Genomic DNA, 24262 nt, shown 5'->3' on the forward strand with positions numbered 1-24262 from the left:
CAGTTTAATAATATATGTTTGTACATTATAACATATCAAAATATATAAACCTGATTATTTGAATAGCTCTGTCAAATCAAAATCCACAGTCACATGAAAAGTCTGCAAACCATAGCCGTTCTGTTCCTTATCTCTGTTGGCGCTTATGCTCAGAAAACTAAGCAGGTATTTACTTCCATTACGCTGCAATCAACGGTGGCATATATCAAATATCAGGGTGAAAACAGGCGCATGGCCAGGCTGCTGTTTCAAAATGGCAAAAGCTATAACGAGGCTACAGCCACAGTATCATTCAATAACCATACTGAAAATATTACTATACCTGCAAGCGCAGAAGGACTTGAGGTTTTTGAGGTTGCGTTACCTGGCGAGCCTGTAAAAATAAGTACCCAGGCTTCGGTTACTTTAAAATCGGGCAATCAAAGTTATGTTGCCCGTTGTATTATGGAACCGGCCCGCGCCGACTGGAGTGTTTATGTGCTGCCGCACTCGCATGTGGATATTGGTTATACCAACACGCAAGCCAAGGTACTTAAACTTCATATTGATAATATTGATGAATCTATTGATCTGGCCGAAAAAACGCAGAACTACCCTGCCGAAGCCCGCTTTAAATGGACTACCGAGGCAATATGGGTGGTTGACAATTATCTGAAACTGGCCTCACCCGAGAAAAAAATCCGCTTTTGGAACGCCGTAAAAAAAGGATGGATCAATTTGGATGGTGCTTATGGCAATATTAATACCAGTATGACAGATTCAAGACAGCTGATGCAGATGTTCGCCAAATCACAAAAATTGGCCCGTGAGCAGGATATTACCATCAACAGCATGTTTCAGGGTGATGTGCCGGGCGCTTCATGGGGTTTAGCCGCCCAGGCAGAACAAACCGGTATTAAATATTTTTTATCGGGGCCAAACGCGTCTGACCGGATAGGAAACTTAGCGAAATGGCAGGACAAACCTTTTTACTGGGTATCGCCATCGGGCAAGCAGAAATTGCTGTTCTGGCAGTGCCAGCCTTATTCTATCGGTTATCGTCTTAAGGGCACAAAAATCCCTAATTTTTTTACCATTGATGAACCCAAGCCGTTTTATACCGGTCATCCGACAGAAAACTTCCTTAACCCCTACCTGTTTCAATACTTGGGCGATCTGGAACAAAATAATTTCCCTTACAACATGTCTATCCTAACCTGGGCCATGAGCGACAACGCGCCCATTGACCCGGAACTGCCCGATGCGGTAAAAGCTTGGAACGAACGCTATACCTCACCAAAGCTGATCATCACGTCGGTAAAGCAATTTTTTACTGATCTGGAAGCAAAATACAAAAACGATATCCCATCCTTCGCAGGCGATTATACCGAGTACTGGACAGATGGCGTATCATCAGCCGCAAAAGAAACCGCTTTAAGTCGCAGTACTTCCGATCTGCTGAAGCAAACCGGTGCCATCTGGGCCATCCGCAATAAACCGGCCTACCCGGCAGCGGCATTTGACGACACCTGGAAAAACCTGTTGTTATATAATGAACATACCTGGGGTGCTTACAACAGCGTTGGCCAACCCGATAATGAAAAGGTAAAAAACGAATGGGCCGTAAAACAGGGCTACGTTTTACAGGCTCAGAAGCAGGTTGACTCCTTAATGGAAGACGCGTTAAAACCCGTAACCACTAAAGCAAACGCTATTGATGTATATAATACCACCGCTTGGACGCGTACCGATGTGGTATATGTTTCCGCAGCTTTAAGTAAGACTGGCGACTTGGTTAAGGACGCCGCCGGCAAAAAAGTACCGTCACAGCGTTTAAGTACCGGCGAGCTTGTTTTTGTAGCCAATGCCGTACCTGCCATGGGCAAAAATACTTATACCATTAGTACGGGTAACGCCTTTACCAAAGGTTTGGCCAAAGTAAGCGCAGGTACCTTAACAAATGGTGTTTATACTGTTAGTGTGGATGGTAAAACCGGTAATATCACCAAATTAAGCAAAGCCACCTCCGCTACGCGTAATTATGTAGCGGCTGACTCTGCCGGGCTTAATCAATATACTTATATGCCCGGCGACTCCCTGAAAAACCTGGTTACCACTTCAAACGCCGCCATCAGCATTAAGGAGAATGGTCCGTTGGTGGTAAGTCTGCTCGTTAAGTCAGACGCTCCAGGCACCAAGGGGCTTACCCGCGAAATAAGGCTGGTAAGCGGTATAGACAAGGTTGAACTCATCAACACCATTGATAAAACCGCTATAAGGCGTAAGGAAAGCGTTCATTTCGCGTTCCCATTCAATGTTCCGAGAGCACAGGTGCGTTACAGCATACCATGGGGAAGCGCACTTGCAGAAGGCGACCAGCTACCCTACTCCAACCATAACTGGTACACCATGCAACGCTGGGCCGATGTATCAAATGGTTCGTATGGTATTACGTGGTCAAGCCCTGATGCCCCATTGTTTGAGATAGGAGCTATTACTACAGCCAATTTACTGGGCGGTCTGCGCCATGCGCCGCAATGGCTGTCATTTACTCCACAATCATCAATCATTTACTCCTGGGTGATGAACAACCTGTGGCATACCAATTTCAGGGCCGATCAGGAAGGGCCTGCCACCTTCCACTATTTTATACAGGCTCATGATGGTGGTTTTGATAGCTTTAAGGCTAACCAAACGGGCTTAAACAATCATCAACCCCTGATAGCAGCTGCAGTCTCTGGCGAGCCTGAAAATGGCCTGTTTTTTAAGATCAGCGGTAACAATGTTTATGTAGAGGCCATAAAACCTGCCGATGATGGCAAGGGCGTTATCGCTCAATTGGTGAACGCGGGTGATATTGATACCGAAATAAGTCTTACGCCAAACAACGTTACAGCTATTAAAGTATGGGAAAGCAATCTGATGGAAGACAAGCTAAAAACTTTAAACGATCGCTTCACTATCCCTGCGAAGGGGGTGATCAGCGTTAGGGTTGAAAGGTAGTACGAATTTTATATTTAATATTCACGCGTCATTGCTAGGTACGAAGACAACCGAACGGAGTGAGCTCATTAATACCGTTAAAACAAACACAATATTAATAATCTCTATGCTCTACAGAGCGAACTTTGCATGTTTGACTTGTTATGTAGAGATTGCTTCGTACCTCAATGACACGTTTTTTTACTATCACTTATCTAATCATCTCAGTCAAAAAACAAAAACGGCTCGAAGTACTGATACTTCGAGCCGTTTTTGTTTTTTAGTCTTTCTGGAAAGTCTATTTATGCTTTGACCCCATATAAAAGGTGATCTCGCCGCCATTCATAATATCGGCATGGCTGATGAATAAACCGGTGAGTATTTTACCATTCAATACCATTCTTTGTACATAAACATTCTTCGAACTTTGATTTTTAACATTAATGGTGAATGTTTTTCCATTGTCAAGGTTAATAACCGCGCCATTAACCGCCGGGCTTCCGATGGAATACTGATCTGAACCGGGAGCTACCGGGTAAAAGCCCAACGAGCTGAATATATACCAGGCGCTCATCTGACCGGTATCATCATTACCTCCCAAACCATCAGGTGTTGGTTTGTACATGCGCGGCAATATCATGCGGATGCGTTCCTGTGTTTTCCAGGGTTTGTCTGTCCAGTTATAAAGATAAGCAACATGGTGAGATGGCTCATTACCATGCACATAGTTACCGATGATGCCATCGCGGGTAATGTCCTCTGTTTCGGCAAAATACTTATCGGGCAGGTCCATGGTAAATAGCGAATCGAGGTAACCTACAAAACGCTTGTTACCCCCCATCAGCTTAATAAGCCCTTCGGGATCCTGAGGTGCAAACAGGGTATAATTCCAGGAGTTGCCCTCAATAAAGCCTTCATTAATAGTGCTCAACGGGTCAAACTTCTGGCGGAAACTACCATTGGCCAGTTTGGGACGCATAAAGCCTGCTTTGGCATCATACACATTTTTATAGTTTTGCGAGCGTTTGATAAACTCTTCGTAAATATCATTGCGGTTCAGCTTTTTTGCCATTTGCGCTATGGCCCAGTCGTCAAAGGCATATTCTAAGGTCGACGATACCGATACACCACTTTTTTCGTCGGGAATATAACCCATATCAATGTACGAACCGATGCCCTCATAATCCCTGTGGCGGGCGGTAGCCACACAGGCGTCAAGCGCTTTATTGGCATCAAACGGGGCATTGCCCTTTACTACGGCATCGGCTAATACAACTACGCTATGATAGCCGCTCATGCACCAATTTTCGTTACCTGAATTTGACCATATAGGCAGCATTTTCTCCGGGCTCTGGTCAAAATGTACCAGCATAGATTGCACCATATCGGCATTGCGTTTAGGGTCAATAATATTAAACAGCGGGTGCAGGGCGCGGTAGGTATCCCACATCGAGAAGGTGGTATAGTTGGTAAAGCCATCGGCTTTGTGTACATTCTGATCAAGACCTTTGTACTGGCCATCCGCATCCATATAAATGGTTGGATTGATCATGGCATGATACATGGAGGTATAAAAATTCTCTTTGGTTTCCTTGCTGCCTTGTATCACAATTTTATGCAGTTCGTTTTCCCATTGCTGCTGGCCATCGTTCTTTACCTTGTCAAAATCCCAGCCTGGTATTTCAGTACGCATGTTATTCAGCGCGCCATCCATACTCACCGGTGACAGTGCGAATTTGATCTTGATCTTTTCGCCCTCTTCGGTTTTAAAATCAAAATAGCTCCTGATCTGGCGACCGGCTATTTCCGGGAAGTTTTTAGTTTGATTAAATTTGCCCCAGAAACCACCGTACACCTGCCGCTTATCGTACTTTTTGTAGCCGTGCTGAAAAAATGGTTTAGAAAAGCTCATGGCAAAATACAGCGAACGGGTGCGGGCCCAGCCGCTTGTTTGACGATAACCTACTACCGTAGAGTCATTCAACACTTTCATGTAAGTCCAGACGTTTTTATCGGGGTAATTATAAATACCAGCCATCAGATCTAATATGATATGCGATTGATCCGACTTGGGGAAAGTGTACTGATGGAAACCCACACGTGTGCTGGTGGTCATTTCGGCTATAATGTTGCTTTCATCAAGCTTTACTTTGTAATAGTTGGCTTCGGTAACCTCGTTCTGATGAGAAAACGCCGAACGGTAACCACTGCCTGGTTTATCAGCCGTACCGGGATTTAGTTTTAAGGCGCCGACGGTTGGCATAATTAAAAAGTCGCCCAGGTCAGAGTGACCCGTACCGCTAAAATGGGTGTGACTAAAACCGACTATCGTTTTATCGTCGTACTGGTAACCGGCGCAGTACTTATATACATCGGGGTTATACTTGCCATTGAGTTCATAACCGACGGTATCCGTTTCCGGACTTAGTTGCACCATTCCAAATGGCACTGTAGCTCCGGGGTAAGTATGGCCCATTCGCTGGGTACCTATAATAGGGTTTACGTATTGTACCAGTTTCTCTGCAGGGAGGTTTTGTGCACCAGCCCTAAGGGCAGCGCCTAATAAAAAAGCAGTGAATAATTGTTTCATGTTATATTGTTAGTCTTTTCCCATAAGGAAGATGGAAAATCATTTATTATCTTCTTTCGTTATAAACGCCTACCTCGGCAATGGACGCCTGATGGTCAGACGCGTCAACAGATACCCTAAGCTTGCTTCCCCAGATACGATCAAAACGGAATATTTTTACCCGGCCCTTATTTTCTCCCGAAAAAATTGGCTTCCAGGTACCGTTATCACAATATTCGATATGCAGGCTGGTGATATTTGGTTTTTCTTCGGTAATGGCAATGGCATTAAAGCCCTGATCTCTGTCGAAGGTAATTTCATACCAGGGTTTCTTTACCGTTGAATTGGATACCCATGATGATTTAAAATCGTCATCGTTGGCAAAGTCCATAATGTTCATATCATCACTCCAGCTTGAATTGGAGAACTGGTTTTTAGCTAGGTTATGTGAAATGATCGGTGCATCCAGCTTAGGAAGCTTAGCCACCGGGCCTTCATTTTTCCACATTTCCCCTATCTTTTTCAGGGCTGCCAGCGCGTTGTCATCAATAAGGCCATCACGATTGGGTGCAACATTCAGAATGAAATTACAATCAACATTATTAAACGGAATGATATTATCGTTTACCAACTTAACGGGGTCTTTAACCGCGTCGGTAGGATCAGACAAGTTCCAGAACCAATGCTTTTGCAGCGGATAGCATGACAATGCCGGCATATTATTATTTTCTTTTGAAATATGCTGACCCGCACCCTGTTCGTAGGTTTTAATATCGGTATAAAACATACCTTCCGCTGGATATTTAGCACCATTCAAATCCATAACCAAACAATTGGGCTGTAATGATTTTACCAGTCGGTATATTTCTTCAAACGGAACATCATCATAGGTTATTCTTGACCATGGGGCATCCCAGCCATCAATAATCAACGCGCCTATATCGCCGTATTTGGTTAACAACTCGGTAATCTGCGCCTTGATCATATCAACATGTTTGCGGGTTATACCATTTGGCCTTAACCTGTGGTGAGTATCAAGAATAGAATAGTATAAAAACACCTTTAGCCCGTTAGCCCTGAAAGCATCGGCATATTCTTTAACCACATCACGTTTTAACGGGCTGTTCATTACATTATAATCGGTGGTTTTAGTGTCCCAGATGCAAAAACCACTGTGATGTTTTGTAGTAATGCAGCCATAGCTCATATGTGCCGATTTAGCTGCTTTTGCCCATTGGTCGCAATTAAGTTTGGTAGGATTAAATATAGCCGGCGATGCTTCCGGATCGGCCCAATCCTGATCAAGATAGGTAGGAATATTAAAATGGATGAACATGCCGAAACGCAGGTCAACAAACTCCTGCTGCAATTGCGCAAGGCTTTTTACCGGTTTATTACTTTGTGCTTTTAAAATAACAGGCAAACTGCAAAGCAACGCGATGCAAAGGGTTTTTATAAGGCTTTTGAATTTCATTATAATTAATTGGGTTTACTTAAATAGTTGAATTTCGGCATAAACAGCCCAAAGCTTGTCTAATATTTTTTCCGGTTTCAAGGCAAAGAACAGTCGTAAAAAAGTGTTTTTCCATTTGGATAAATAATTGCTAAATATATGCGTTATGAAGCTCAAAATTCAGTTTACACAGCGTAAAAATGTCCGGACATAAAAAAACTTGACACAGCTTATTAACACTGTGCCGAGTTAGTGGATTATTTTAAATGGGGTATCAATTCAATGTATAAGCAAATTATCAGCTATTGATAAATCGTTTTACCAAAGTAAATACATTTTTCCTTTTAAAAGAAATAACAAGTCAAAAAAATCATATTAATTTTCTTAAGACTTTAGCAATCCGTTAGCCATCGCTTTATTAATACACCCTCAGCCATTTAAAACAATTGATAGGAAGGTATTGGGTAATCTCCATGATTACGGTAATATATTGGCAGGGAGTAATGGGCATAAACCCAGCCTGGCAGTTAAAATATAAATTCATCAAACCGGGTCATTTGCTTCTTAACCTTAAAACAATTAACAATTTTATTCAGGATAATACTATGTTATGCTGGTTTGATATTAATAATGTGACTTTCCGTAGGTTTTAGACACAATCAGCTCACAAAATTGTGGCGTAAAAAGGCTTCCCAGGTTATATTACCGTAACTGTTTGTTGGCCAGATATTGTTTTCAGAACGGTAACGGTCATATTCTTCGTTCCGGATAGGTTTTATCTTTAGTTCGTCATTACGATTGAGCACATTAAGATAAGTTTTGGCCATTTCCTCAAACCTGAGCAACTCGGGGCCGCCGATGCCGCGTACCAGGCCGACGGGCTCGCGCTGGGCCATATCAACCAGGAGCGTAGCAGCCTCCTTCACTTCTATCGATTGAAAATGCATCCCATCCGGAATGGCTATGACACCATCCTTTTTATCGAATGTTTTAAGTATGGTGAGCACATAATTATGAAACTGCGTAGTACGCAAAACAGAAAACGGGATTCCGCTTGCCGCTATCATTTGTTCCACTTTTATTTTGGTTTGATAGTACTCATAATTGCTCTTATCTACATTAATAATAGAAATATAAATAAAATGGAGGGTTTTGTTCCTGTTTATAGCACCCAGCAAGTTTTGTGTGCCCTTAATGTCAACGCTCCGCGTATCTTTCGGGTTGCTCGCGCAATGAATAATAATATCTGCATTTTCGGTAGCCTCTATGAGGCCGGAATTTGAAGCCAGATCGCCCTTGATTAATTGCACACCATCAGGTACCGAGCTATTTTTCTTTGAACTCAATACGGTAACTTCATAATTAAGGGCAATCAGCTGATCAACAACTTCTCTGCCCAGCAAACCGGTACCTCCTGTTACTAATACATTTTTCATTTTGTTAATTTTATGGATTATCTAATTGCATCAAAAATCAGATGTGTTTATTTTTTTTTTTGCTCCAGAACAGGTCTCGGGTCGAATATCACATTAAGCGAACTTATTTTACCTCCTTTCAGATGATACCATCCGCAACCAAATATGGTAACGCCACCCATATCCAGGTCATAAAACAGGCATACGTCATTGTCTTCGGCTATGGTCTTTTTCAAATCATATTTGAATTTCATTTTCTCCATGTCGCTCATATATGCCTCAGCACCATCACGTGAACCCAATACACCTTTAAAGGTCATCTCTTTAGTAAGATATTTACCGGCGGTTGCAAAATCCTCTTCATTAAGCGCATTAATAAAAGCAAGTACTACCTCTTTTGCCGATTGTTTATCGGTATTATTTTTCATAATATATAATTATTCGGTTTTTGATATTATATAATAATTAAAAAAATTACTTAATGTTTCAGAATATTAAAAAAACAAAAGGGTATGTTAATACCGATGCATTAACAATACCCTTATATTAACTTGTTATGAAGAAGTTACGTTGTTAAGGATGCTTTTGCTCCTGCCGGTAAGTAGTATCGCACCGCGACCAGGGACAGTTATTACCTTTAAAGCGATTAAAGTTATTACGCACCGCCATGATATTAGTTGCAATAAAAAGTACAATGATTAAAATAGCCGCTACTTTTGTTATAACAGCCAGTGCAGGCCTTTTTGAAAATCCGCCAAAAACATAGCCAATTATGAATACCATACAGGTAACAAACAGTATCCGTATGATGATGATGAATCCAAATCCCATGATTATAAAACTTAAGGGTTAAAAATTATTTATATTTATTTAAAAGCTCCTGATCTTCTGTCTTTCCCCAGTGCGGGGTTACACCCTTTTCGGCGTTATCAAGCAATTTAAGGCTTTGTGCTGCCAGCTGTTTTGCCAAAGCTTTATCACCACCCCACATTTTGGGGGTGTTGTATTTAAACCAGGCCGCCAGGTAAATTGCCCTCGGATTATCAGGATTTAACTGCTTTGCAGCATTCAAAAATTGCTGGGCAATTGGTCCGTATTTCGGCCCATAGGTCATGGGATTTATAAATACTCTACCCTGATTGAGCATACTTATTACCGTATATACTTCTGAAAGCTCCTTTTTCTGATTATTCTTATCCAAAAGCGATTCGGCAGCTTTTGCCTGCGCTTCGCCACGGTTGCTGTATGGCTCTATCGATTCGCCATCATCCTGTAACAGAAAACCTATTTTGGCATTACAATAAGCCGCGTAATAATTGGGTAGCCAGTCTTTGGGTTGTGCGGCAGCTATTTTCACAAATTCTTTTTCAAGTGTTTCATAATCCTTAGCTGTTTTGGCCTGATCAAGTTTAGTTACGGCGCTTTGCAAAGCGCCTGAGTTTTGCTGGGCAGATGCTGATAAAAACAACAACATTATTGCCAGACCGGAGATGATTAATTTTTTCATTGCTGATTGATTTTATATGTATGTTTTAATTAAGATTGTTATCGAGGATGTCACTTGTACGGTCAATACCAAAGCTCATAAAGAATCCTGCGTACACATACCTTGCTGCAGGCAGTGTTATGGGTAATTTAATGCTGCCGTCAGCATTATAGTTATAGCCAAACACCTGGTTGGTGCCCAATAAATTATTAACCCCTATGCTGACACCCGAAAATGGCTTTTGCTTCCAGCTTTTAAACAGCGATATGAGGTAGGCCAGCTGCAGGTTAATTACATTATAACCTTTGGTTGTGCCTTGGTCATAGATATGGTAGGCCTTATCAGGGTTGTTGTACCTGATATTATAATAAGGCCGCCCCGTAGCAAACGCGTACGAAATATTTAAATAAGTATTGATTTCGGGAAAGCTCTTTTTTATGGCTGCGGTGGCTGTATGCGGTGCCGCAAAGGTTGGTTTTATTTCATCCGGATAGTTCAGATAATCACGTTTGGTATCCAGGTAGGTGTAACTGATCCAGTAATCGAGATTTTTGATGGATTTTTTATCCCTGAAAAAAAGCTCAATTCCGCGCGCGTAACCTTTTCCGGTTGTACTAATAGCCGGATCTGTTTTAAGCAGATCATGATATTTCTTGTAATATGCCTCAACCCTAAAAAAACGGTTATGCGCCTTTTTGGTATAGTTTAACACATAATGAGCAGCCCTGGAGAAATTAAGATCAGTAGTTTGATACAAGTACTCGTTTTGTGGTTCCTGGTAAAACACGCCATAGGCAAGATTGAACTGACCGCCATCTGGTAAACGATAAGCCAAACTTGCCCTCGGCGCTATCTCCCATTTGCTGAGTAATGAAGAATGCTCTGCACGCACACCTACTTTGGCAGCTAAATTATTGGCCAGGTAAATATCTCCTTCTGCAAATGCCGCTGTTAAGTTATCGGTAAGGGCAATGGTGGTATCATTGCTCATGCCATGATCTTTTGAATAAAAATGCTCGCCGCCAAACCGCAAAGCCTGGTTATGCGGAAGCATACGGGTAAATACTATACGGCCCTGCGCAAAATCAGTATTAATAAGCCGGTGGTAATTTTTCGAGTTAAAAGGTTCCTTTGGCACATTAACTATTTGGCCACTGGCATCAGTCAGGTTTTGGATAATATTAACCCGATTATAGCTATAAGCAACGCCAGCATCCAATTTCCAGTCGTTGTTAAGGTAGTCGCGGTAGCTTAAATTGTTGTAGACATTGGTGCCTTTTACCTGATAACCGGAGCGCAGGGCCGCGCTATCAATATCAGGGTTGCGCATACCAACATCGCTGGTGCTCCAGTTGGTATAAAACTTGAGCATTCCGGTTTTACCGGTTTTTATCCTGAAGTTGGCATCACCGCCAAGGTAAACCGGTCCGCTGAAATAGTTAACGCGTTGGGATATAACAGCGTTGTACCATGCCTGATTGTTATAGCTCAGACTTACACCATAACTACTTTTCTTGTTCCGGGCCAGTTTCTGCATCCCGACGCCCATGCCTGCCGAAAACACATGAAATGAACCTGATGATTTATCTGGCAGGTCAACACTCTCCATGATCAGGGCACTACTCATAGCCTGGCCATATAATGCCGAATATCCCCCCGAGCTGAACAATATCCCACTAAATAATGAAGGGTTGATCCGGGCATATTGCTGCAAACCGGGCACCGCTGGGTAGTTGGGGTTTTTAACTAACATGCCGTCAATAAACTGCCTGGTTTCGTCGCCGGTGCCGCCTCTCACAAACAAACCTTCACGTTCGCCTATTTGCTGCGCTCCGGGTAGCGAACGAAGCGCTAAAGCAATATCGGCGTTATTACCGGCAACCGTAAATGCATCCATAGCGGTTAATGATGCCCCTTTTGCCTTATCGCTGGCCTCAAATGAACCTGCGCTTATAATTACCTCATTAAGTGATTGGGCATTGGGTTCCATAACCAGATCAAGACTGATGGCAGAATCGGCAATGGTAATTTCTTTTCTTAAAGACTTATACCCAACCGAGGTTACCAGCAATATCTGTTTGCCTGTTGCTTTTGTTAGTATGCTGAATTTACCTGCGCTGTCGGTTTTTGTTCCTTCACCGCTTGATTTTATTGATATTCCTGCAAAGGGAATAGCGTCGCCAATATTGTTTTTCACCACTCCTGAAATACGTTGCTGGGCAAAAACAAGCTGCGATATCAGCAACGGTACTAATGCAAGTATTATATGTTTTATGACATTGTTTTTCATGGCCAGTTAGTCTGTTGTAGTACTATTTACAATCAAAACTATAAGGCGATGCATTACCTTTTTTGGAGAGTAGACAAGACGGGGAAGTGTAGCGACAAAAGCGGAAAAGTTCGATGAAAAAAATGAGAAAAATATTTTAGTAACCAAAAGGTTTCATATATATTTGTAACCAAACGGTTTCCTAACTATTAAAGGGCAACCAAAACCGACGAGTATGAACTTTAACAATATCAGCATGGCACAGCAAACATTAATCTCAGAAGCAGTAGTACTTGAACAGACTTTTAATGCTTCCGTAGAAAAAGTATGGAAAGCCATTACCAACAGGGACGACATGGCACAATGGTATTTTAACATGGATGAATTTGAACCGGAGGTTGGATTTAAAACACAATTTAACGTACATCACGACGGCAGGGATTATCTGCATATATGGAAAGTGGTTGAGGTAATTCCATTGAAAAAAATCAGCTATGAATGGCGCCTTTGGGAATACCCGGGTAATTCATTACTCACAATGGAGCTTGAAGCCGATGGTGATAAAACAAAGCTAAAGCTTACACATGAAAAACTCGAAACCTTTAAGCCAGCTATTTATCCGGATATGGCGAGGGAAAATTTTGTTGCCGGCTGGAGCCATTTTATCGACACAGCACTAAAAGAGTTCCTGGAAAAATAACGAACCTTCATTACACATCTACCTATTAAAAAGAATATCCTTCGGCTTGAACGGATATTCTTTTTAATGTTCGGGGCGGTTCAATATGCGGATAATATTTTCTTTGTAAGACTCGCTCACGGGAATCTCTTTTTCGCCAATACAAACAAAATCACGCTTTACAGTAGTAATTTTATTGGCGGCAGCTAAAAAAGATTTATGCGTACGTATAAAAGCCGCAGATGGCAATTTTTCTTCAATAGCCTTAATGGTCATGCGGGTAAGTACCGGCTTAGGTGCGGATGAAAGGTGTATCTTGATATAATCTTTTAACCCTTCAATATAATCAATATCTGCCACAACAATTTTCACGAGGGTGTATTCTACATTAACAAAAAAATCCTCCGGCTCGTTGCCGGCGGCCTCCCTATTACTTTGCTGCAGGCGAAAAAGTTCATTGGCCCGATTACATGCTTTCAGAAAACGGTCAAATCCGAAGGGTTTTAATATATAATCAACCACATTAAGATTAAACCCTTCCAACGCGTATTTTTCATAAGCTGTAACCAAAATTACCAGCGGCGGATTATTTAACGATTGCAGAAATTGTAGCCCGTTTAATCTCGGCATTTGTATATCCAGAAATATCAGGTCAATTTGCCCGGTTTGCAATACTTCAATAGCTTCCAGCGGGTTTTTACAGGTTTTTACCAGCTGCAAAAAGGGTATCTGTTTGATATTGTCTTCCAGCAATTCCCTAACTAATTGTTCATCATCAACTATAATACAACGCATCATACCAGTTTTAAAGTTAAGTTAACATGAAACAAATTATTCTTATTGTCAATGGTTAATTTATAACTGTCTTTATAAAGCAAATTTAAGCGGGAACGCACATTGCTTAAACCTATGCCCGAGTTTTCATCCTTATTAGCCTGGGGCTCATTCTCAAATTTATTTTGCACATCAAATATCATCAACCCATCAACAACTGATAATCCAATATCTATTTGTGGTTGTTCATTATAGCCCACCCCGTGTTTAAAGGCATTTTCAACAAAGGAGATCAGCAACATGGGTTCGATGGTATATAAATTATCATCATTATCCAGTTCAATATTGCTGTTAATCTGCACATCATTTCCAAAACGGAGTTTTTGCAGTTCAATGTAACTACTCAGGTATTCAACCTCTTTTTGAAGTTCTACCTTTTTGCCTTGGGCATCATAAAGCATATATCGCATCAGATCTGAAAGCATAATAAGAGACTGCTCCAGCTTATCAGACTTTTTGCGGGCCAGCGACACCAGGTTGGTTAGCACGTTGAACAAAAAATGCGGACTGATCTGCGACCGCAGAAACTTCAGTTCTGTTAACAGCTGGGCCGCCTGCTTTTCTTTTTGCTCGCGTTCAAATCGAATGCCATCAGTTATGCGGCAATAAATGATGCTGATAATATAAACAACTATAGAGGGTGGAAAAATGAACTTATAAACCGACGGATCTCTGATAATTTCAGGAAACCCAGTCATAATATGATATTTTAACCAAAATGAGCCAAATACCAGCACAATGCTGGTTAAAATATACAGCAACCAAAAGCGCCTGTTGTAAAACCTGGGGTACAGGTAAAATACGTTAATATAAAATATGGCCATGTGAATAAGGCCGGTTATGGTAAACAGCAAGCCCGGTACCGCGCCTATTTTATATCCATTGGCAGCAGATGAAACAAAATAGGGTAATAACAATATTGCGCCCCATATAAGCACATGAAACAGGACAACGATTTGCCGGGTTTTAATAATTGTTTTCATTTAATACATAAATCTAATAAATGAATCTTTGGTAAAAGTGGTTATATGGCTTTTAGTTTTTATAAGCCGGGTTTTGTTTATCCAAAACTCAGCTAAAATAAGGTGCAACACAAAACCCATCCAAAACCCAATACCAAAAAATTCATGAGGTGTTAAGCCAGTGATACCGCTGGTAGCAAAGAAAATACCATTAATTATCCTGATGGTAGCCACCGCCAACCCAATGGAATATGCCCGGATGGCCCATTCACGGTGACTGGCAATTTTGTGCTGCAGTATCTGCTGAAAAGCCTTAAATAAAGAATACAAAAAGAACAACGAAAATAAAGCCGTCGCTATCACCTGGTTTACGCCTCCTATCGCAGGCACAGCAAAACTCATTACCAGCGCGGTTGTTCCTATTATGTTCCCGCTTATCAAAAATAAACGACCACCTGCACGGTGCCATTTTGGGTAACGGAAGCGAATCTTTTGCATAAATTGAAACGGGCCCGAAATAACAAATACCAAGCCTGGAATAATATGGATAAGCGTTAGCAAAGGATGATGAGCGAAAATATCATCCATTTGCGTAAATTTTGAAGTTACTTCAGGTGCATGATAACCATTAGTGAGCACTGGTATCACAAGCAGGGTCCTCCTTACAACAATAACAATCCCTATGAGTGATAGCAATACAATGCCGGTATATAAGGCACGTGTATTAAGCTTTTTCATTTTTTTGATTCATTAAAATTCAAGATGAGTTATTTTGATTTTGAACTGCCTACAGGAGCATATATACGCATAGCGGATAACGTACAGGGACATAATTAATGAAATAACATGATCCTGTTTCGTACACATATTTACACTGCTTGTTAGTTTATGAACAAAGCTATCCGAATAACCGCTTATAGCTGGTTAGAATAGATCAAACAGGAATGTTTGTAGACAGGATATGGAATTATGTAGATAATATACAGGGAACGGCATCAAGGCAATGCGGGCCCTGAACAGTAGGAGATTAAAGCTGAATGGTTTATCCGACCCAATGTGAGGGAGTAGATAATCAGCTGCATCCAATTGCATCAGGTGCAGCTGGTGGAGTAAATTATTTGTTTTTTATAGGTTGCAGACAGTCTATTTTACCATCCATAGTGCTTACATACACGGTTTTATGAAAGGGTAATATAGGGTTTACCAAACAATTTGAAACCTTGTGTTTCCATAATACATTACCGCTTTGGCGGTCAACAGCATAGGCTATACCCGAATGGGTTGGCACATAAATCACACCCTCATCTTCAACAATAGCCGATGGGGCAAGCTCATAAGGCAACTGAAGCGATGCTTTCCAGGCAATTTGCAGGCTATCTGTTTTTGTTGATATACCCAATAACTGGCCGTCCATGGTTTTAGCATACACCAATGAACTATCGCCCGATAAACCCATTGACTCCCTTACCCTGTTATGCGGCACCCGTGAGCGCCATTGCATTTTACCTGTTGATGCATCCAATGAAGTCATGTATTGGTCGGGGGCAACAATAAATATGCGACCGCCCGTTGCAACGGGATAACATGCCGCGGGCGAAAACATACGATTGGAAGAGCCATTGCTCCACTTCCATACCAGCTTGCCTGTGGCTATATCAAGCGCGTAAAAATCATTAGCCCAGCAGCCGAAATATATTTTATCCTGATAAATAAGCGGGCGTGTTACTATAAAGCCCTTTACCTGGTCAAAATCCCATAACAACTTCCCGGTAGTTAATTGGAAGGCGCGAAAATGCCCGTCGGAAGCGCCTATGAAAACCACATTGTTTTTTATTACCGGCGAAGCCACAACCGCCTTTTCGGCTGCACTTTTCCAAACGAGTTTACCTGTAACTGCAGAAATGCAATAAATATATTTATCTGACGAACCGGCAACTACATAATTACCAGAAACATAAGGAGTTGAATATATTTTACCACCCGTGGCGTATGACCATACACGTTTTCCGGTATTTCTATTCAGCGCGTATATTAAGCCTTTGGTATCGGTTAAAATGAGCTTGTCTCCTGCTATGGCCATGCCTGCTCCTACGTCGCTTTGATCCTGGTAGCTCCATTTTACTTTAACTCCCGGTTTGTTGTTAACCGCATATGACGGACGATAATAATGCGCGGTATCCTTATCAAAGTAATGATTGAACAGGTCAACTTCTGTCCACTTTCTGAGGGTTTGTATAACCGGTTTACGTTCTTCAAATGTAGCTTTGCCGTTGTCAAAGGTGACAATATTGTAACCGCCGATGCTATCTTTGGCCCTTAAATTAGACCTCCCCATAACCGCGGGAATACCATCAAATGTATAACGATGATTGTTATGCCCATGCCCACACAGGATTAGCTGGGTATTTTTTGTTTTAAGCTTATTGATTACCGTGTACCAGTTGTTTTGTGACGAGTCCTGTGGATAATGATTAAGATACACTACCGGAGTTGTCGCCGGTGTATGATTTAACACCGAATCAAGCCATACAATGTTTTCTCTTGGAACCTGGCCTGGCCCCATACGCATATTGGGACCGCAGCTGGTACCGGCAAAAAGATAACCTCCATAGTTAAAAGCAAAGGTTTCGGCGCCAAAAATCTTTTTAAAGGTATTACTTCCGCTTTCAGACCAATTGGCGTCATGATTCCCGGGGATAATGTACCATTTTTTGTTCAGGCTATCCAGAATCTGCTTAGCTAGTTTTATCTCTTCATCGGCTCCAAACTCGGTGATATCTCCTGTAATTACAACAAATTTCAGGTCATTGTTGGCATTAATATCCCTTACCGTTCTGCGCAGATCTTCAGCAGCAGTAGGGTTACCAATATTAACGTGGGTATCAGAAACAAACGCAAATTTGAACGACTGCGCCTTGGCAATACTTACCGTAAGCAGCAGTATCAATACAAGAGTGCTTAGCTTTTTAATGAGGGTCAACTTTATTAACATATACTATTTTTTAAGATAAATTACAGCTGGCTTTGATGGCCAGCCTTCATTTTTAAGCCTGTCAATGGCGGTAATAAAATATTTGTAACTACCGCTGCCGGTTATCGTGGCATCAGTGTACGACTTCAGGGTTTTATCAAAGCTTATTTTGATGATATGCTCAGGGCGGTCTAAATTTGCCTTTTCGCTGTTTTTAAATCTGTATATAACATATCCGTAAACACCGGGCGGGCGGTTTCGGTTGTAAGCCCAAGTTAGTTGTACCTTATTATTTACACGTACTGCATGTAAACGGGCCGGAGCTGTAGGTACTGACTCACCCAACCAGATCATTTGGGGCGGCAATGCCGGGTACCCGTAAAATTCGGTACGGAGCGAATCCTGAAAGCCGGCTAAGTTATCGGTAAGTGACTTGGAACTAAAAAAAACACTGCCTTGAACACGGGCATTTTTTCTTAATTCTCTAACCTGCCGGGGTAATTGCCCTTTATCGCGCCAGCCTTCGCGGTCTTCCATGGCCCGGTACACTCCCTGGCCAATATATACTTGTTTATTGCAAGCGTTTCTGCTCCACCAGTCTAACAGGTTTTCGTATGCAGCCACTTTATAGTGGAACGGAAAATAAATTTGAGGGTTGATATAATCAACCCAACCGGCCTTAAGCCATTGCCTTGCATCAGCAAACAAGGTGTTGTAGCCAGAGAAACCGTAGGTTTTAGATCCATTGGGATCATCTTTCAAATTTCGCCATATACCGAACGGACTAATGCCAAATTTCACGTAGCTCTTAGCATGGTGAATACTGTCGGCAAGTACTTTAATCAACGTGTCTACATTGTGCCTTCGCCAATCATTGATATCAGTATAGCCCTGCCCATATTGCTTATATGTGATAGAATCGGGTAGTGATTGCTTACCGGGATACGGATAAAAATAATCGTCAAAATGTACACCATCAATATCATAATGATGCACAACATCCATAATTACATTAATAATATACGCGCGTACCTCAGGCAATCCGGGATTAAACAGCTTTTTGCCCCCGTAGGTAAAAAACCACTCGGGATGGGTACGCGTGATATGGTTTGAACTGGTATTTGAATCTATAAGATCAGTTGTTGCCCGGTAAGGGTTAAACCAGGCATGTAATTCCATAGTGCGTTTATGGGCCTCTTCAATAGCAAATTTAAGCGGGTCATAAAAAGGGTTGGGTGCAAGCCCCTGCTTACCGTTCAAAAACATGCTCCAGGGTTCACGGCTTTGAGCATAAAAAGCATCCGCTGATGGCCTGACCTGCAGCATAATGGCGTTCATGCCACTTTTTTGATGCTCATTTAAAATATTGATAAGTTCCTGCTTTTGCACGTCGGTACCCAAACCACGTTTGGAAGGCCAGTCGATGTTTTGCACCGTGGCTACCCAAACACCCCTGAACTCGCGTTTGGGGTTGGTTTGCGCGCTTGCCAGCTGGGCAATCAGGAAAAAAAAGCAAATGACGCATTGATACCATGCTTTCATATTCGGCACCTATTTTATAAAAACCCCTTCCTGATAGAGCAGAAAGGGGGGTGTAATTATTTTTATTTTACCAGCCCGGGTTTTGTTTCAGATCAACACCCTGGTCTTGATACAGTTTTATCTGATCTAAAGGTAAGGGACTCAAATAAACTTTAGGATCATTAAATAACCTTTGAGTTTCGGCTTTGGTAGCGGGCACCACATAACCTTCAGGGGCATTATTCTGTGTAGCTACGGCTAACGTATTAGGGTAATCGGACCGTTTGATCCATGCGCCAAGGTTAATATCCGGATTGCCCTGGGTATCTACATAAGCATATTTTTTCCAGCTCCTAAGATCATCATTTCTGAAACCTTCCATCATAAGCTCAGTACGGCGTTCGCGGCGAATTTCCCATAACAATGAAGGTACAGCAGGATCTCTTTTAGGATCGTCATAAACTGTTCCGTTAACAGCCGGCAGACCACCCATTACCTGTAAATCAGGAATGCCGATACCATTACGTCTCCTGAGTTTGTTGATTGAAATGTCAAGGTCATTTTGCGTTAATGTTCCCAGTTCGGCACAGGCATCAGCATAATTGATCAGCACTTCGCCGTAACGGATTACAGGAGCCTGGGTATCGTTAAGGCTACTGTTACCATTGGTAAGGTCTTTAATATCTTCATTAAAAAATTTCAGCACCGCGTAACCGGATGATGAATAATTTGATACAACACCGTTGAGCCTTATAGCCGGTACAAAAGTGGCATTAATACGCGGGTCACGATCTGCCATAACATCGGTTATAGTTTTGTCGCCTTTGTAAAGCGGAGATATACCGATAGGCAGACCATCCTTGCACAGATAAGACTCTATAGCATTTTTTGATGCCCCTGTTTGCGGCTCTTTATTTACATAACTCTCTAAGCTGTGTGTCAGTAATCCGGTTTGATATTTACGATATAAAATTATTTCAGGATTGGTAGAAAGATCAAGTGAATTAAATATTTTGCGGTAATCAGGTGCAACAGCGTAACCGCCTTTGGTAATCACCTCATTAGCTGCCCATTTCGCAGCAGTGTAATACTCATTAGCTTTTGCAGTGTTATTAGCCTGGTATTTTTCCCAGTTACCTTCAAAAAGGAATACTCTTGACATGAAAGCCAGTACAACGTTCCTGTTTACTACCAATCCTTGCGGACCGGTTCCGGCATCAGTAACCCGCACGTTGGCAGCGGCATAATTAAAATCGGCCAATACGCTGTCCATTACCATAACACGCGGATCACGTGGCCGGTAAAGCTCCTTAGTATCGGTTTCTGCAAGTACTTTACCATACCACGGATAATCGCCATATTTCTTCACCTTAGTAGCATATTCTAATGCTCGAAAAAAGCGGCCAACCCCAGTCCAGTGTTTAATGGCTTCATCGGGCATGGGTACTTGTTTAATACGCTCAAGAAAGAGATTTTCGCGTCGGATATTTGCAAAAGACCAGGCAGAAGCGCCATTATCTGTTGCCGGTACATTTTTTGTAAAAGTGGTAGGTGTCGTTGGCGCGAAATCATCATTCAAACTTTCACCAGAAAAGTATCCCCCCCAACTTAAATCAAACCCTGATGCATAACCCGGAAAATACGTTGGATAAAAGCTAAAAGCAAATGTCCTTACATTGCCCTCACTTGTCCAATAGGTATCATCAGTTAGCTTATCCAATGGTAATTTGGTCAAAAAATCATCGGTTTTTTTGCATCCCCATGAAATAAGGATCAAACCGAACATTAAATATTTTAGTGTTTTCATAATTTCTTCGTTAATAAAATTAAAATGTCACCTGTAATCCTGCAGAATATGTTTTTCTATACGGATAAACACGTCCAAAACCGGCACGGTCATTATCAATCTGGGTTTGAGAAAAATCAGTTTCAGGGTCAATAGGGAAATTACCCAAATGATCAAATGTTAATATATTCTCGCCGCTGAAGAAAACACGCAGTCTTTCAATTCCCAATCTGCGGGTAACACTTTTAGGAAATGAATAACCAACATTCAGGTTTTTTAAACGGAGGTATGCCATATTGAGCAGGTACCTGGTTTGAGGCTGAAAATCCCATTTGTCCGCAACCGCACCATAATCGGTTGGCCTTGGGTAAAAGGCATTAGGGTTAGCTTCTGTCCAGTAATCCATCTGATTGGAATACCAGGCTTCCGCACCCCTGAACCCGGGGATAAAAACCGAACCACTTGCCCACAGGTCACGCTTGCCTACTCCCTGGAAATACACATTCAGGTCGAAGCCTTTCCAATCGGCACCTAATCTTAAACCATATTGATAACGTGGAGTTGAATTTCCGATGATTTTTTTATCGCCGTGGTCATCAACTGTATTACTGCCCTGGTAAACTACGCCATCACCATTAAGATCTTTGTACTTAACGTCGCCCGGGCCAAAATAAAACGACCCACTTTCCATCTGAGTTTGTGAGGGTACACCTTGAGCATAAACATAATGGCCGGCAGCATCCTTACCTGCAAAATCACTTGCTGTAAATAAACGATCAGTCACATAGCCCCATATTTCGCCCAGTTTCATGCCCTGATAATAAGTAGTATTCAATGCGGCTATTGGAGCAGGGAGCCCGCGGGTTGTATTTGCAAATTTTGAAATAGTTTCCTGAGCATCTGATATTGACGCAGTGGCGCTAAAATGAAACCCACCCCCAAAAGTATGGTTATAATCAATAGCCAATTCCCAGCCTTTTCCCGTTAATTCGCCATAATTACGTTCAGGTGCTCCTGTTCCAAATGAACTCGGAAGAGTTGCTCCATTGCTAATCATATTGCTGGTTTTTCTGTTAAAAACGTCAACTGTAAGTCCAAGTTCATCATTTAAAAAGCGGGCATCCAAACCAACATCAGCTGTCTTGATAGTTTCCCATGTTAATATTGGCGACAAAGCTCCTATTGAACCTATAGTAACAGCGTTACCAGTTGGCAATAACCAATTTGAATTAGTTGTAGGATATTGGATGAGAAATTTACTATCTCCTAATGCTGAATTTTTGGTAATAGCCTGATTACCTATAGATCCATAAGAGGCTCTTATTTTCAAGAAAGAAAGAAATCCCTTGCTCCAATCCATATATGACTCTTTAGTAAGCACATAACCTGCGGATGCCGATGGGAAAAAGCCATATAAATTGTCGCTAGGAAAACGCGATGAACCATCCCTGCGTCCATTCAACTCTAACAGATACTTATCTTTGTAAGCATAGTTGATACGGCCAAAATAGCCCAATGTTGAGTAATGACCATCAGATGAAGTAGCAAACTGGTCTCCTGTGGCCAAATTAACCTCTCCAAAGTTTGGATCAAGCAGATTCCGCCGTTCAGCTGATTCACTGGTGTATTGGTTAAGTTCTATATCACTACCCAAAATAAACTTAAGCGAATGGTCACCTATATTTTTGTTATAGGTAGCAAATAATTTACCCGTGTTTACTGTCGCCCAATAGGAATAATATCTTGCTTTATTGTATGAAGCACTTTGATAACCCGTATAGTTTAGCGCGGTTCCGTTAAATGACCAGAAATCATAAGCCATCGTATTGCCACCAGTTTGATGCAGGTGCTCATTGGTACCTGTATAAGTATAATCGGCATCAACGGTTAACCCGGGAATTATTTTAATAGTTCCGCCTACCGAAATTCTTGACAAGTTATTTTTATCCTGATCCATTTTTGCCTGCTGAACCTCAGTTACCGCGCTTCGGAAAGGCAGCCCGTTGAATGTACCATACGGGTAATTAGCCGGCCAGCGATATAGATAATAATAAGGGCCATATTGAGACGCCGAAAAAACAAAAGGGGTTGAAGTTAACGTATTGGAAAATAAAACCTTAGCCCGTGTATCCAGCCATTTTGTTGGACTTGCACCTACACCTAATGAAAGGTTATAACGGTCAAACTTATCCGGATTTACTTTCAGTACACCGTCCTGGTTCAGGTATCCCAATCCTACATTATAATTTATTTTATCGCTGCCGCCGCTTATTCCAACATTGTGCGATTGCTGCGGGGTCCAGTCTTTCAAATACATTTTGCCGGCATCCCATGAACGATAGAAATATAGTTTACCTCCAATAATATCAAAATCGCGGCCCTGTACCATTTCAGGGCTCAGGTTTTGATTACCGTACTGTGTTTCCCAATCGCGCATTTTTTGTATGGATGCAGCATCAACAGAATAACCGATAATACTAAAACTGTTTGTATTAGGGTTAAAACGTTGCAGAGCCAACAATGAAGCCTGTGAATTATCTGCCGCAGACGCTATTTTTATCTGGCTTGTTGGAGACGCCCATCCAAAGTTATTGGAATAGGTAATACGGTTAGTACCGTTCCGTTTACCTGTTTTTGTAGTAACTAATATTACACCAAAAGCTGCACGAGTACCGTATATGGAGGATGATGCCGCATCTTTTAATACTGATATAGATTCGATATCATCCGGGTTAATTAGTTGAAGGCTTGGTATCTCTACGTTGTCAACCAGTATCAAAGGCGATGCACCTGCAGCCCCTGTATTGATAGAGCCTGTTAAACCACGCAACCTTATTTTAGGATCGGTTCCCAAATCACCGGTAGCAGTGGTAATGGTTAGGCCTGGTACCGCACCTTGCAAACCGCGAGCTACGTCTGTAATAGGTCTTGACTGCAAAATCTTGGTATCAACCGTGGCAACCGCGCCGGTAAGGTTGGCGCGTTTTTGCGTACCATAACCTACTACTACCACCTCATTTAATGACTTGGTATCCGCACCCAGCTTAACATTAATAGTAGTGGCATCTTTTACGGTTACTTCCTGATTTGCAAAGCTTATGAAGCTAAATACAAGTACCTGGCCGCTGTTGGCTTTAATTGAATAAGAGCCATTAACGTCGGAGACGGTGCCGGCATCGGTACCTTTAATTTTAATTGAAACACCGGGCAATGCATTTCCGTCATCTGCCGAAGTTACTTTTCCGCTAATTGTTTTTTGCTGGGCCATAACCTGCACAGACAAAAACAAAAAAGCCAGAAACGCATTAAGTAGCTTTTTTTCCATAATTGTTCATTTAAATGTTCTGTTTAACCTT

Annotated in this window: 16 protein-coding genes; 2 read left to right on the forward strand and 14 right to left on the reverse strand. The window is 41.8% G+C overall.

What is annotated here, in order from left to right; genetic code table 11:
* The first annotated feature begins 93 nt into the window (after positions 1-93).
* A complete protein-coding gene (locus SNE25_RS25520) occupies positions 94-2982 on the forward strand; it encodes a glycoside hydrolase family 38 N-terminal domain-containing protein (RefSeq protein ID WP_321561847.1) in 2889 nt (962 codons plus the stop codon).
* A gap of 277 nt (positions 2983-3259) precedes the next feature.
* On the opposite strand, the gene SNE25_RS25525 is transcribed toward SNE25_RS25520, so the two are convergent.
* The 7 genes from SNE25_RS25525 to SNE25_RS25555 form a co-directional block, all read right to left on the reverse strand.
* Complete coding sequence (locus SNE25_RS25525; RefSeq protein WP_321561848.1) at positions 3260-5551, reverse strand: GH92 family glycosyl hydrolase; 2292 nt, start codon at positions 5549-5551, stop codon at positions 3260-3262.
* A 46-nt stretch (positions 5552-5597) separates the two neighbouring features.
* Complete coding sequence (locus SNE25_RS25530) at positions 5598-7004, reverse strand: alpha-L-fucosidase (RefSeq protein WP_321561849.1); 1407 nt, start codon at positions 7002-7004, stop codon at positions 5598-5600.
* Positions 7005-7642: 638 nt separating this feature from the next.
* The gene (locus tag SNE25_RS25535) at positions 7643-8419 is read right to left on the reverse strand and encodes an SDR family oxidoreductase (protein WP_321561850.1); all 777 of its coding nucleotides are present in this window, start codon (positions 8417-8419) and stop codon (positions 7643-7645) included.
* Positions 8420-8466: 47 nt separating this feature from the next.
* Entirely contained in the window at positions 8467-8826 is a 360-nt protein-coding gene (locus tag SNE25_RS25540; protein ID WP_321561851.1) for a nuclear transport factor 2 family protein, read from the reverse strand.
* 145 nt (positions 8827-8971) lie between these two features.
* Entirely contained in the window at positions 8972-9229 is a 258-nt protein-coding gene (locus SNE25_RS25545) for a hypothetical protein (protein WP_321561852.1), read from the reverse strand.
* 25 nt (positions 9230-9254) lie between these two features.
* Positions 9255-9905, reverse strand: coding sequence for a hypothetical protein (locus SNE25_RS25550; RefSeq protein WP_321561853.1), 651 nt, complete (start codon positions 9903-9905; stop codon positions 9255-9257).
* Positions 9906-9930: 25 nt separating this feature from the next.
* On the reverse strand, positions 9931-12174 hold the full coding sequence (locus SNE25_RS25555) for a TonB-dependent receptor (RefSeq protein WP_321561854.1): 2244 nt from the start codon (positions 12172-12174) through the stop codon (positions 9931-9933).
* Positions 12175-12388: 214 nt separating this feature from the next.
* Between SNE25_RS25555 and SNE25_RS25560 the strand changes: the two genes are divergently transcribed.
* A complete protein-coding gene (locus tag SNE25_RS25560; protein WP_321561855.1) occupies positions 12389-12853 on the forward strand; it encodes an SRPBCC family protein in 465 nt (154 codons plus the stop codon).
* A 63-nt stretch (positions 12854-12916) separates the two neighbouring features.
* On the opposite strand, the gene SNE25_RS25565 is transcribed toward SNE25_RS25560, so the two are convergent.
* From SNE25_RS25565 to SNE25_RS25595, 7 genes are all read right to left on the reverse strand, one after another.
* Positions 12917-13630 carry a LytR/AlgR family response regulator transcription factor gene (locus tag SNE25_RS25565; RefSeq protein WP_321561856.1) on the reverse strand — a complete coding sequence of 238 codons (714 nt, stop codon included), beginning with the start codon at positions 13628-13630 and terminating at the stop codon, positions 12917-12919.
* Positions 13627-14649, reverse strand: coding sequence for a sensor histidine kinase (locus tag SNE25_RS25570; protein WP_321561857.1), 1023 nt, complete (start codon positions 14647-14649; stop codon positions 13627-13629). Before SNE25_RS25570 ends, SNE25_RS25565 begins: the two co-directional genes overlap by 4 nt.
* Positions 14650-15366: a DUF2306 domain-containing protein gene (locus SNE25_RS25575; RefSeq protein ID WP_321561858.1), complete on the reverse strand. Its 717-nt coding sequence runs from the start codon at positions 15364-15366 to the stop codon at positions 14650-14652.
* A gap of 376 nt (positions 15367-15742) precedes the next feature.
* Entirely contained in the window at positions 15743-17620 is a 1878-nt protein-coding gene (locus SNE25_RS25580) for an outer membrane protein assembly factor BamB family protein (protein ID WP_321561859.1), read from the reverse strand.
* Between the two features lie 3 nt (positions 17621-17623).
* Positions 17624-19141: a glycoside hydrolase family 10 protein gene (locus SNE25_RS25585; protein ID WP_321561860.1), complete on the reverse strand. Its 1518-nt coding sequence runs from the start codon at positions 19139-19141 to the stop codon at positions 17624-17626.
* Between the two features lie 67 nt (positions 19142-19208).
* Positions 19209-20927 carry a RagB/SusD family nutrient uptake outer membrane protein gene (locus tag SNE25_RS25590; protein WP_321561861.1) on the reverse strand — a complete coding sequence of 573 codons (1719 nt, stop codon included), beginning with the start codon at positions 20925-20927 and terminating at the stop codon, positions 19209-19211.
* A 19-nt stretch (positions 20928-20946) separates the two neighbouring features.
* Positions 20947-24231 (reverse strand): SusC/RagA family TonB-linked outer membrane protein, encoded by a 3285-nt coding sequence (locus tag SNE25_RS25595; RefSeq protein WP_321561862.1) that lies wholly within the window; start codon positions 24229-24231, stop codon positions 20947-20949.
* Positions 24232-24262 lie beyond the last annotated feature (31 nt).

The sequence above is a fragment of the Mucilaginibacter sabulilitoris genome, assembly GCF_034262375.1.
GTDB classification, from domain to species: domain Bacteria; phylum Bacteroidota; class Bacteroidia; order Sphingobacteriales; family Sphingobacteriaceae; genus Mucilaginibacter; species Mucilaginibacter sabulilitoris.